This window comes from Herpetosiphon gulosus, from assembly GCF_039545135.1.
In the GTDB taxonomy this organism is placed as follows: Bacteria; Chloroflexota; Chloroflexia; order Chloroflexales; family Herpetosiphonaceae; genus Herpetosiphon; species Herpetosiphon gulosus.
The window spans coordinates 12,571-25,307 of sequence record NZ_BAABRU010000018.1 but is presented as its reverse complement, the minus strand read 5'-3'; the positions used below and the strand labels follow the sequence as shown (position 1 = coordinate 25,307).

10 protein-coding genes are annotated in these 12,737 nt (G+C 52.2%); 5 read left to right on the top strand and 5 right to left on the bottom strand.

The features are described from left to right. Window positions 1-4: 4 nt before the first annotated feature. Together ABEB26_RS20765 and ABEB26_RS20760 are read left to right on the top strand one after the other, a co-directional pair. Window positions 5-910 (top strand): ABC transporter ATP-binding protein, encoded by a 906-nt coding sequence (locus tag ABEB26_RS20765; protein ID WP_345723983.1) that lies wholly within the window; start codon window positions 5-7, stop codon window positions 908-910. Next, window positions 897-1,778, top strand: a complete 882-nt coding sequence (locus tag ABEB26_RS20760; RefSeq protein ID WP_345723982.1) for an ATP-binding cassette domain-containing protein — start codon at window positions 897-899, stop codon at window positions 1,776-1,778. The genes ABEB26_RS20765 and ABEB26_RS20760 overlap by 14 nt, the downstream gene beginning before the upstream one ends. On the opposite strand, the gene ABEB26_RS20755 is transcribed toward ABEB26_RS20760, so the two are convergent. Next, the gene (locus tag ABEB26_RS20755) at window positions 1,770-2,939 is read right to left on the bottom strand and encodes an alanyl-tRNA editing protein (protein WP_345723981.1); all 1,170 of its coding nucleotides are present in this window, start codon (window positions 2,937-2,939) and stop codon (window positions 1,770-1,772) included. The two genes, ABEB26_RS20760 and ABEB26_RS20755, sit on opposite strands and share 9 nt — an antisense overlap. A gap of 62 nt (window positions 2,940-3,001) precedes the next feature. On the opposite strand from ABEB26_RS20755, the gene ABEB26_RS20750 reads away from it, so the two are divergent. Next, window positions 3,002-3,487, top strand: coding sequence for a DinB family protein (locus tag ABEB26_RS20750; RefSeq protein WP_345723980.1), 486 nt, complete (start codon window positions 3,002-3,004; stop codon window positions 3,485-3,487). 6 nt (window positions 3,488-3,493) lie between these two features. Then, entirely contained in the window at window positions 3,494-4,546 is a 1,053-nt protein-coding gene (locus ABEB26_RS20745; protein WP_345723979.1) for a dipeptidase, read from the top strand. Window positions 4,547-4,732: 186 nt separating this feature from the next. Here ABEB26_RS20745 and ABEB26_RS20740 read toward each other — a convergent pair whose 3' ends face one another. From ABEB26_RS20740 to pfkA, 3 genes are all read right to left on the bottom strand, one after another. After that, window positions 4,733-6,154, bottom strand: a complete 1,422-nt coding sequence (locus ABEB26_RS20740; RefSeq protein ID WP_345723978.1) for a dihydroorotase — start codon at window positions 6,152-6,154, stop codon at window positions 4,733-4,735. A 23-nt stretch (window positions 6,155-6,177) separates the two neighbouring features. Beyond that, a complete protein-coding gene (locus ABEB26_RS20735; protein WP_345723977.1) occupies window positions 6,178-6,972 on the bottom strand; it encodes a DUF2270 domain-containing protein in 795 nt (264 codons plus the stop codon). 128 nt (window positions 6,973-7,100) lie between these two features. After that, window positions 7,101-8,096, bottom strand: coding sequence for a 6-phosphofructokinase (pfkA, locus tag ABEB26_RS20730; RefSeq protein WP_012191626.1), 996 nt, complete (start codon window positions 8,094-8,096; stop codon window positions 7,101-7,103). A gap of 709 nt (window positions 8,097-8,805) precedes the next feature. On the opposite strand from pfkA, the gene ABEB26_RS20725 reads away from it, so the two are divergent. After that, window positions 8,806-9,837, top strand: a complete 1,032-nt coding sequence (locus tag ABEB26_RS20725; RefSeq protein ID WP_345723976.1) for a hypothetical protein — start codon at window positions 8,806-8,808, stop codon at window positions 9,835-9,837. A 190-nt stretch (window positions 9,838-10,027) separates the two neighbouring features. Here ABEB26_RS20725 and priA read toward each other — a convergent pair whose 3' ends face one another. Beyond that, window positions 10,028-12,517, bottom strand: a complete 2,490-nt coding sequence (gene priA, locus ABEB26_RS20720; RefSeq protein ID WP_345723975.1) for a replication restart helicase PriA — start codon at window positions 12,515-12,517, stop codon at window positions 10,028-10,030. Window positions 12,518-12,737 lie beyond the last annotated feature (220 nt).

Genomic DNA, 12,737 nt, shown 5'->3' with positions numbered 1-12,737 from the left:
GGATATGTCACTGCTCAGATTAACCAATGTTTCAAAAGCCTATCGCAAAACGCCAGCCGTCAGCAATATTGATTTGGATTTGATGTCGGGCGTAGTGGGCTTGCTTGGGCCAAATGGCGCAGGCAAAACCAGTTTGCTGCAAATGATCACCGGCTTTCTACGACCCGACACTGGTAACATTAGCATTGCTGGCCATGATATCGCCACTGATCGCGGATTATTAGCGGCCCGACGGCAACTTGGCTATGTGCCACAGCATCCGCAATTTTTTGTTCAATGGACCGTTAAGTCGTTTTTGCTGCATCTCGCCCAATTGCGCGACCTTGGCAACAAAGCTGCATGCCTCGCCCGAACCGAGGAATGTTTGAGTCTGGTTGGTCTAACCGAAAAGCGCAATGCTAAAATTCGCACCCTCTCAGGTGGCATGCTGCAACGCTTGGCAATCGCCCAAGCAATGCTGAATGATCCCACTATGCTGATTCTTGATGAGCCAACGGCGGGCTTAGATCCTGAGGAACGCCTGCGGTTTCGCCATTTGATCACCCAAATTGCAGCTGAACGCTTGATTCTTTTTTCAACCCATATTGTCGAAGATATTGAGCAAACCTGCAATGATGTGATTATCTTGCAACAAACGACACGCTATCATGGCAACATCCAAGCATTAATTGCAGAGACCATCGCTGCCGGAGCAGTGTGGGATTGCCAACATACCGCGCCACTAGCGATCGATCATCGACGAATCATCAGTAGTATGCCGCAGGCCGAGGCTATGTTATCGCGAATTGTTGGCCCACCACCAGCGCATGTACAAGCAACTCCAGCAACTAGCATTGGGCTAAACGAAGCTTTTGCGTGGGTGCTCAACCCCGAACTAGCCTTGCAGGAGCGTAGCCATGGCGGCAATTGAACTGGCCCATGTCAGCAAACGCTATGGCAAACTTTGGGCGTTACGCGATCTCAATCTGACTATCGAAGCGGGCATGATTGGACTGCTGGGGCCAAATGGTGCAGGCAAAACCAGCTTAATTCGGCTGCTGTGTGGTATTTTCCAGCCATCCGAGGGCCAAATTCGGGTATTTGGATTAGACCCATGCAAGCAAGGCCAAAAACTTGAACTACGCCGCCAACTTGGCTATATTCCCCAACATCCACAATTTGATCAATGGCTCAGCGCCTACAAAACCTTAGAATACCTAGCTCATGTGCGAGGGATAACCCCCAAATCATTGCGCCAACAGGCAGTCGAGCAAGCCTTCGAGCAGGTTGGTTTAACCGAACATGCGAATAAAAAGATCCGCGAGCTTTCAGGTGGTATGCGACGGCGGCTGGCGATTGCCCAAGCGCTGATACATAATCCACGGCTGTTGATTATCGATGAGCCGACCGTCGGGCTTGATCCAAGTGAACGCATGCGCTTTCGCCAACTCTTGCAGCAACTTGGTCGTGATCGGATTGTGCTGATTGCAACCCATATTGTTGAAGATGTGATGCAAACCTGCCAACAGGTGTTGATTTTACAACAGCAAGTTCGCTATTATGGCCCAATTACGCACCTACTCAATATGGTTGCAACCAGCCAGCAAATTTGGGAATTAGAAACGGAGCAGCCATTGCATGAGCCACAATTTACCGTTGCTGCAAGTCGCTATCAGGCTGGACGCTATTGGTATCGGGTGATTGGCCCAAAGCTAACCAATTATCCGCTGCAACCAGCCCGCGACTATACATTAAATGAGGCCTATTTATGGCTCATGGGCCAAACCGCACTAGTATGATTGCAAATTGCTAAGCGCCAACTCCAAGGCCGCAGCTAAATCGTTGACCTCAGCAATGCCACCTTGGGCTTGTTGGGCGCTACCACCACCCTTGCCACCAACTGCTGCCACCACCTGCCGCAAGAGCGCTCCACAATCCAAGCCTTGGCCGGCAAAGATTAATTGGGGTTTGCTGGCCGCCACGCCAAACAAGGCTACCCCGCCTGCCTGAGCTACCAAATTGGCCAATTGGCGCACGATCTGCGGTTCGCGCTGCCAAACATGGGCTACAACTTTTAATTGACCAATAGGCTGAGCCTGCTCCACCAACCCTTTGGCCTCGAACTCCAATAATTGCAGCTCGGCCTGCTGAAATTGTTTGCGTACTTGTTGTTCTTGGTCGCGTAAACGCTGTACTGCTTGCTCGGTTTGCTGCTGAGCCACACTAAACCCTGCGGCAATTCGGCCTAGCGTGGCATTCTTCCAGCGCAAATCCTGCAATGCTCGGCCACCACATACAAATTCAATTCGCAAACTATCGCCACGCTTTTCGCTGCGCCGAATATGAATCTGACCAACTGCACCAGTTGCGTTGGGATGAGTTCCGCCACAGGCTGAATGATCAAAATCGCCTGCCGAAACCACGCGAATTGCACCTGTCACGCTGGGAGCTTTGCGCAAAGCAATCGAGGCAAGCTCCTCAGCGCTTACAAATCGCACCACAATCGGCAAATTTTGCCAAATTATTTGGTTGGCTAGGGTTTCGGCCTCGGCCAGTTGCTCAGGGCTAGCTTCACAGGTCGCCAAATCAATTGTGACATATTCGCCGCTGAGATGGAAACCAACCGTGCGCCAATTGAATAGCTGATCAAACGCCGCCGAAAGCAAATGTTGGCCATGATGTTGCTGCATATGATCGAAGCGTCGTTGCCAATCCAAGCGACATTCCACGCTCTCAGCATCAATTGGTGCAGCGAGGGTATGCCACACCAAATCCTGATCATCAGCCTGCACATCGACCACGGCCACCCCATTGATCCAGCCATGATCGGCGGGCTGGCCACCACCTTCGGGATAAAAAGCGCTGCGATCAAGTGCAACCCGTTGCTGATCGCGGGCCACAATCTGGGCTGACCATTCGCGCAAATAGGCATCGTGCCAATAAAGTCGTTCAGTGCTCATCAACTGCTCCTGCAAAACAGAATATGCTATGATAGATCAATCTGTGTATAGGAGATAGCTCAATGACGAGTAAGGCCGCTGAATATTACGCCAAAGAAACTGAACGGGTTTGGAAGATTGTTGCTGAGCAAACCGAAGCTAATTTGTATCAGCCAATTCGTGATGATGGCTGGAACGCTTGGCAAATTGTGGCCCATATTGCCCTAACCTCGCGCCAAATTTTACGCTTGGTACAAAAACAACATCAGCAAGCCCAAACTGGCGATACCAGCCCAATTTTCGCCCCCGATTTTGATGTTGATCGCATGAATATTGAGCAAGTTGCTGCTTGGGAAGGCAAGAGCTTTGGCGAAATTCGCCAGCATTGGGATAAAACTGGGGTGCAATTGGCTGAATACATTGCCACCTTGCAACCAGCCGATTTAGCATTACCCGTCGAATTTGTTAAAAAGCAACAGATGACCCTTGAGCAACTATTAAATCTGATTTCATTGCATATTCGGCTGCATCGCAATGAAATCGAAACGGGCCTACGCTCGTTAGAATGAGGCTTCATGATTCTCGTTGATGCACACCTCGATTTGGCCTATAACGCAATTAACTTGGGCCGCGATTTGACCCAAACCGTCGATCATGGCCGCCAACGGTCAACTGAACAAACCGCTGAATGGATTGCTGAGGCTGGCACATTGACCACCACCTTGCCCGAAATTGGCTTACACACACCAAGTATTGTGTGTGGCACAATTTTTATTTTGCCAGCAGAAGCCCAAACTACGCTTGATGGCGTGGCCTATGCTACGCCCGATGAAGCCCACGACCAAGCATGGGAGCAACTGAATTGGTATAAGCAACAATGTGCTACTGGCTTTTTGCACCTTATCGACAATCAACCAGCACTCCAAGCGATTCAAGCTCGTAACCAATCAGTGCCAGGGTTGCTCTTGTTGATGGAAGGAGCCGATGGCCTGCGCACGCCTGATGAGCTAATCGAGTGGTATGCGGCGGGCTTGCGTTGGCTTGGCCCAGCTTGGCAGGCAACTCGCTATGCTGGTGGCACTGGTGCACCTGGCCCATTAACTACATTGGGCTTGGAATTATTGGAATTGATGCAAAAACTAGGCGTGGCACTCGATGCTAGTCATTTGGCCGAAGAGAGTTTTTGGCAAGCGCTTGAACACTTTCAAGGGCCAATTTCGGCCTCACATTCCAATTGTCGCAGCTTATTGGCTGGAGCCAACCACCAAGATCGCTATTTAAGTGATGCGATGATCAAAGCGATTATTGAGCGTGATGGGGTGATTGGGATTGCGCTCTACAACCGCATGCTGCGTGCCGATTGGGATGGCAGCAAAAATCATGTGACGTTGGAGCATGTGGTGGCGCAAATTGAGCATATCTGTCAGCTTGCAGGCAATACCCAGCATGTGGCGCTTGGCTCCGACCTCGATGGTGGCTTTGGGGTTGAGATGATTCCGGCTGAAATTGATCGTTGGAGCGACTTACCCAAAATTGGCAAAGCCTTGACCGAGCGGGGCTGGCCCGAAAACGATATTGCCAATGTGCTCGGCCAAAACTGGTTACGCTGGTTTCAACGAATTGTGTAGGTTGCTGAGTTTGTGATCCACGAAGGACACGAAGGTTGAGGCTGTGTTGGCTGAAGGCTCTCGGCTATCGATGTGATAGTTTAAATTTCGATAGCCAAAAGTCTATAGCCGATAGCCTACTCATCTCGCACCCTTCGTGGTCTCAAATTGACTGGCCTCTAGTCCCTGACCGCTAGCCCTTCGAAACTACTCTTCTTCATCGAATACGCCGCTCAATTTGCCAACGGCTCCGCCATGCTCGCGGCGACTGGATTCACCAAACTGCTCACGGCGATAGACGATTTGGCCTTCCATCATGGTCAACATCACTTGGCCACGCATCTCTTGGCCCATCAATGGGCTGTTTTTGCCTTTCGAGGCCAAGGCTTCTGGAGTTACCTTCCAAATTGCAGCTGGATCAAAAATCGTCAAGGTGGCGGGGTCGTTTGGCCCCAACGAAATTGGCAGCACATCGATAATTGCCGCTGGACCAATTGTCATCCGCGAAATTAGTTCCACAATATCGATCTGCATCGTCTGGACTAAGGTCAACACCATGGGCAAGGCTAGTTCCAAGCCAGTGAAGCCTGGAGCAGCAAAGCCATATTCACATTCTTTATCGACATGGGTATGCGGGGCATGATCGGTAGCTACTGCGTCGATCGTGCCATCACGCAGGCCCGCGATCAGCGCTGCCACATCTTCGCTGGTGCGCAAGGGTGGGCTAACGCGAGTACGGGTGTCGTAAGGCGCTAATTGTGAAGGATCGTATGGGCCTTTGCCATCCCACGGCTCCATACTGCCCAGCACCCAGCGATCAGTCATGGTCAAGTGGTGCGGCGTAACTTCGCCGGTCACGCGCACCCCGCGAGCCTTGGCGGCCCGAATCAATTCTACGCCGCCAGCAGTGCTGACATGACAGATATGCAAGCGCCCGCCAGTTTCCTCGGCCAAAGCAATATCACGGGCGATCATCACCTCTTCGCCAGCAGCAGGCCAACCACTCAAACCCAAACGAGTGGCAACAGCCCCTTCGTTCATCGGAGCGCCGCGCACAATGCTCAAATCTTCACAGTGGTTCATCACCGGGCGACCAGTCATTTTGCTATACAGCAAGGCTTGACGCATGATGTGGGCATCCCAAACGGGCGAGCCATCATCGCTAAAGCCATGTGCGCCAGCCTCGGCCAATTCGACCAAGGGAGCCAGCACCTTGCCCTCACGCCCAAGCGTGACTGCGCCAATTGGCAGCACATGAATTGGCCCATGGCGGGCAGCAATATCAAATTGTTGGCGAATCAGCGGAGCCGAATCGAGCGAAGGATTGGTGTTGGGCATTGGGCAAATCGTGGTATAGCCACCGCGCACTGCCGCATCCATGCCTGTGGCAATTGTTTCCTTGCCTTCAAAGCCTGGTTCGCGCAAGTGGGTGTGAATATCAATGAAGCCAGGGGTCACAAAACAGCCCGAAGCATCGATAAACTCAACATCATCGCCATAAGAATCGGGAGCCATGGCCAACTCGATGACCTCGCGTACCCGATTATTTTCCAGCACCAAATCCCCGACGGTCGCAGTTTTGCGGGCTGGATCGATGATACAGCCGTTTTTGATCACAATCCGTGACATGTAGAACTCCACTGATTGGGCGTTTATTCGTTAGGCGTACCGCTGCCCATTTTATCGCGGGCCTCGTTACGGCTCAGAATTTCGCCACTTGATTCTTGAGATTGCTCGCCTAGCCAGCCGAGCCAGACTAAGCCGCCATTGAAGGCAGCTCCAAACAAGAGCATAAACCAACTTGGCAACGGGCCTACCGCCGCCCGATCATACACCTCACCAAACGATTGGGCAATTGTGGGATGAATGCCGACTTTGGTGACCCAACTCAAAGCCAGCAGCGCAAAAATCCAGACATAATTGCGCCGCAAACGCCGACTCATGGCTTCGAGCAGGCTAATATTAAAGTGCGGCTCCATTAAATCTTGCGCCAACAGTTCGCGCCAATGTGGCCCGCTCTGATCGCTATCTGGCTCGGGTGCAAGCATATCGGCGAAAAATTCGGTTTCCATTACTCTCACCCGCGTCCGCCATAAATCGTAAAAACGATAGCGCCGTGCCTCGATAAACAAGAAAAACATAATCAACAACGAATTGAGCAGAATCATCACGGGGGTGTTGCTAGGGCTGCTGAAGGCAAACGAAAGCGTCGCCCCAGTCGTTAGCACCGCCCAGTTGGTTGTGCCATCGAGCCGCACCCGCCAGGTGTTGGCACGGGTCAATTCGCCACGATACAAGTGCACCAAGGCGGTGTTAAATTCGTTAGGAGTCAGCGGTCGGGTAATCGGCAGCGGCGCACGGGGCATTGGTGCGGCTGTGGTAACCCGTGGGCCACGCATAGTTGGTGGCTCAGTCGGGCTTGGCGGAATAAAGGTTGGGCGTTGCATAGCCAGTACCTTTGTGCATAAGAACATAGAACAAAGAGCATAGAACAAATTCAGCTATGCTCTTTTCGCTCGTCGGATCAATTAAGTCCTTATGATCGCTCTGTTCTATGTTCTATGCTCTTTGTTCTTTAGTAGCGATCAAGAATTTTGGAAAGTTCGTAGAGTTTGGCATCAAGCACTTTGGGATTCGCCAGCACTTCATCATAGGGCGTGACGGTTAATTTACGGGATTGCATGCCAACCAACCCACCATTCTTGCCTGATAGCAAAAACTCGACCGCGCCCGAACCAAGCCGCGTCGCCAACGTGCGATCAAAAGCCGAGGGCGAACCGCCGCGCTGAATATGGCCCAAAATTGTGGCCCGTGTGCGAAAGCTAAAGCTAAAGCCACTTTCCTCAGCATCGATTTGGTTAATTTGGTCTTGGATGGTTTGAGCGTTCAAGTGCGCCCCTTCGGCAGCCACAATCACGCAGTTGGTTTTACCCTTGCGAAACGAACGCTTGATCACTTCAACCACATCTTCAATCGTGGTATCGGGAATTTCGGGAATCAGAATTGCCTCAGCACCGCCCGCCAAGCCGCCCATCAAGGCCAAATAACCGGAATGGCGACCCATGGTTTCGATGATAAAAGCGCGTTGGTGCGATGAAGCAGTATCTTTAATTTTATCGATTGCTTCCAACACCGTGTTGAGTGCCGTATCAGCACCAATGCTCATATCAGTGCCATACATATCGTTATCGATTGTGCCTGGTAAGCAGATTGTTGGTAAGCCATGTTCGGCGGTCAGGGCAGCGGCCCCACGTAACGAACCATCACCACCAATCACCACCAAGCCTTCGATGCCATGCCAGCGCAAATTTTCCATAGCTTTTTCACGGCCAGCGGGAGTCATAAATTCGGGCGAGCGAGCGGTGAGTAGCATGGTGCCACCACGTTGGATAATGCCGCCAACATCTTTATATTCAAGCCGACGCATATCATTTTGAATCAGGCCAGCATAGCCTCGATACACACCAAACACTTCACAACCTGCATGGAGCGCAGTCCGCGTGACTGCACGAATTGCGGGATTCATCCCTGGGGAGTCGCCACCACTGGTTAAAACGGCAATGCGATGCATGATCAAACCTCATTGAAGTTATTATGCTTGAAGCGGCGACATTGCCGTCGATGGCACCCTTGCCATTGAGTTCAAAACACTTTTCGTAAAAGCCACCAGACCAAGATCACACTCGCCACCAGAAACCCCAGAAAACCAAACCCACTTACTGGAACGACAATGACGATTGAAGTTCGCCGGATTACCACCCACAAAACGATTGCGATTGCTACCCACAGGAGTAGCCGATTGGTTGACGATTTTCGCATATGTGCCTCGGCCTTGGTGCGCCCCATTATACCAAGAAGCGACTATTGCGTTGCTAATTCATTTCAAGCTTATCATGGCATTGTTCAATCCAAATAGCAAGCGTTTACGTAGGGATGAAGGATGAATTATGAAGGATGAAATTTCTAACCACTCAGGACAAGCAGAGCACGCCAACAAAACCATAAAGAACACGAAGAGCATCAGCTGTCCTCTGTTCTATGTGTAATGGTTTATCGCGTTAACAACGGCCAGCATGCCCTGACCCCCTCTTCCGCCCGCGAGGCGAGGGGGAACCGCTCCAACAGTGCTCCCCTCGCCCGCCGCCGTGGGCGAGGGGCTGGGGGTGAGGGAACGAGCACTGGTTGCCAACCCAATGAACCATTACAGCTATGCTCTCTGTTCTCTGTTCTTTTTCATCCCTCATCCCTCATCCTTCATCCTTCTATCAAAGGGGTTTTGTATGCAATCGTCGCTTGATCAGTCGCAGCCGCGTTCAGCCCAAATGGCACTTTGGCTGGGAATTTTATTCAGTTTTGGCTTTACCGCGCTGATTTGGTGGGCTGGTCAGCGCTTACACGCGATCGAAAAGCTGCCCGATCAAGGCGCAAGTTGGTATTATTGGCAGTTGCCCAACCCAACGCTTTGGTCACGAGTAACCGCTTGGGGTGGTTATTTGCTGCATCAACTAACGATTTGGGGTGCGATTTACTACGCTCAAACGCGAGTCAAAAAATATACCAAGGGCTTACAAACGATCAATTGGGTAGCGCTCGGGGCAAATGCCCTCTTCATCATTTTGCATTTCATCCAGACCCATTTTTGGTATGACGGCCTCGCCCAAGATGTGTCGATCTTCAGTTCGCAAGGCTCAGTAATTGTGATGCTGGTCTGGATTTTGTTAATGGAGAATAGCCGCCGTGGCTTGTTTATGGGCAAGCGTGCACCAATCGGCAAGGAAATTGGCCGAGCTGCACGGCAATATCATGGCTATGTTTTCTCATGGGCAGCGATTTACACCTTCTGGTATCACCCGATGGAAACCAGCAGCGGCCATTTGGTTGGGTTCATCTATATGTTCTTTTTGCTGCTCCAAGGCAGCTTGTTTCTCACCCGCATTCACGTTAATCGCTGGTGGATGTTAGCCCAAGAGGTCATGGTGCTGTTCCACGGCACGATGGTGGCCTTCGTTCAAGCTGGGCCAACTGGCTTTTGGCCGATGTTCTTCTTTGGCTTTTTCGGCATTTTCGTGATCACCCAAATGCATGGCTTGGGCTTAAGCAAGGCTTGGCGCTGGCTGCTTGGTGGCGGCTATCTCGCGTTGGTGATTGGCATTTACACCTGGCGTGGCTGGGACAAAATCGATGAAATTGTGCGAATCCCAGTAATCGAATATGCGCTGATCGCCGTACTAGCTTTGTTGATTGGGCTGGTGTTGCAACTTGCCAAGCTGTTTACCCGCCGCAAAGCCGTTTTGGTGAGTGATCAGAGCTAGGGATCAGGGTTCAGGGGCAAGCGATCATGAACAAGTTTAACGCAGAGGCGCAGAGTGAGGGGTCAGGAGTCAGGGGCTAGGAGTCAGAAATTTGCAACAGGGTGCTTTAACCTGATCCCTGAACGCTGATCCCTAGCGGCTTCGTGCTCTTCCCGTCCTTCGTGGTGTCAGCCGTCGTGCCCTTCGCCGATCACAACAAACTAACTGGATCAACGTCGATCGTCCAGCCTGAGGGGATTTTCAAGTCGTGCAGCAGATCAGTGGGGTAGGGCAGGCGCACCAAAATATGCCAACGATAGAGATCGCGCACTTTTTGCAAAAAGGCTGGCGATGGCCCAATAATCGCCCAATCGCGGATGCGCCGCCGTTCTAGCTCCTCGCGCAATTGGGTATCGAATTGGCGTACAACCCGCTCGACAGTTTTGTTCGATGGCGATTGAGTCATAAAGCGAATCAAGCGGCTGAATGGTGGGTAGTGGGCGGTGCGACGAAAGGCAATTTCTTCGCGATAAAATTGACGATAATCGTGCTGCGCGGCGGCTTGAATCGCATAATGTTCAGGATTATAGCTTTGGATAATCACCTGACCACCGCCCGCCCGCCGCCCTGCCCGCCCCGCCACTTGAGCCAACAATTGAAATGTGCGCTCGCCTGAACGAAAATCAGGCAAATTCAAGGCAGTATCAGCGGTGATTACCCCAACCAAGGTGACCAACGGCAAATCAAAGCCCTTGGCAACCATTTGGGTTCCCACCAAAATATCGGCTTCGTGCTGAGTAAATTGATTCAGCAACGCTTCGTGTGAGCCTTTGCGCCCAGTCACATCGCGATCCCAACGCATCACCCGCGCTTGGGGATAGAGCAATTTGACTTCTTCGACCACTCGTTGCGTGCCAACCCCAAAATCGCGAATGCGGGTGCTGAAACAGCTTGGGCAGTTGCGCGGAACCCAATCGACATGGCCACAATAGTGGCAACGCAAGGTTGCAGGCGCAGCTGGATCGCCCTCGGTTGCGTGCACCGCCAAGGCTACGGCACAACGTGGGCATTGAATCGTCGTACCACAATCGCGACACATCACAAATGAGGCAATCCCGCGCCGATTCAAAAATAAAATTGTTTGTTCGCGCTTATCGAGGGTACGTTGAATCGCGCTTTGCAAGGGACGACTAAACATCGAACGCACTCCAGCCTTGAGTTCGCTACGCATATCCACAATTTGTACTGGCGGCATGGGAATGGGATCAGCTTTGGTGACTCCCGCCACCGTTTTGCGCCCAACCCGTTCGTGTAATTCCAAAACTTCATATTTGTTGATCTGCACAGCGTAGGCAGTTTCTAGCGAGGGCGTGGCGCTGCCCAAAATCAACACGGCTCCAGCTAATTCAGCCAATTTCACTGCCAAATCACGGGCGTGATAGTAGGGCGTGGCTTCGTGTTTGAAGGAATGTTCGTGTTCTTCATCAACAATAATTAACTGCAATTTGCCCATCGGCGACCAAATTGCTGAACGCGAGCCAATTGCTACTTGGGCATCGCCGCGCCGCAAGCGCCGCCATTCATCATAGCGTTCGCCAACGCTCAGTTCGGAGTGTAGCACCGCCAATTGTTGCGGAAAGCGGGCGGCAAAACGCCGAACCAATTGGGTTGTTAAGGCAATTTCGGGCACGAGCACCAAGGCTTGTCCGCCATTACGCAAGGCCCGGCCAATTGCCCGCAAATACAGCTCGGTTTTGCCGCTACCCGTCACGCCATGCAACAAGATTGGTTTAGCTTTGCCAGTTCGACTTGCTGTATCTTGGGCCGCAACAATCTGCCGCCAACCGCGTTCTTGCTCAAGCGTCAGTTCGGGTGGGAACTCCAAGGGCGGGATGCGGCCAAGCAGGGGGTCGCGGCGTACCTCAATTTGCTCAAGCTGAATCAAATTGCGCAAGGCCAAACTACGTAAATGGTTCAAGGTTGCGCCAACATCACGCAACTCGGGCAACAGCACCAGTTCACCATCAACTGCTTGCTCTAAAATTGCCTGAAAAATTGCGGCCAAGCGTGGAGCTTTGCTCAACTCAGCCAAGGCTTCGGCAGGATTGGCGCTGGTTGGCTTGGCACTCCATTCGCGCTTAGGTTTAGCCGCAGGTCGCGAAACCAAACTACCCAAGGCAATCAAGCCACGTTCATGCAACTCGGTATAACTACGTCGCAGATCAGCGTCCGAGCCACGTAAATCGACGCGGAGCTGACGTTCGCTTTGCTCGCCAACCCGCCGTAAATGAAACAAAATTGCCCGTTCGCGCTCATCGAGTGTGCCAAGCTCGATCTTCTGGCCATGCTCGGTTGGCCGCCATGTGCGCTCAATTTCTTGCTTCACCCCAGGTGGCATGGTCAATTGCACAGCGTCCCACAGCCGCACGGCCTGAGTTTGGCTAAACCATTGGGCCAAGGCCAATTGAGCTGGCGCGGCGATCGCTTCGGGGTCGGCGTGTTCTAAAATATCGCGCACCACAAAGCCTTGAGGTCGTTGAGTGCTAAATTCTAAAACCACGCCCTGCACGCGACGCGGCCCAAGCGGAACCCAAACCAACGCGCCAACGCTCAAAGGCCGGAGATGCGGCGGCACAGCGTAGGTCAAAATCGCCTCGGGGTTATCGGGCAAATAGGCATTCAGGGCAACGTGGGCATACATAACGGCGAATGTACTTCCTTCACACAAAACAGCGCAGCTTCATCATAGCACATCCTTGCTAGCTTTCTAGTTAGGGGCAAGGGGCTAGTTGTCAGAGATCAGCAATCCCGAAACCGCGAAGGATGCGAAGCACACCAAGGGTCGGTCTTGGAACCAACAATAACAATCCACAAGATGAATATTAGGGGTGCAGGGGATGCAAACCCCTGCGTCTCCCGCC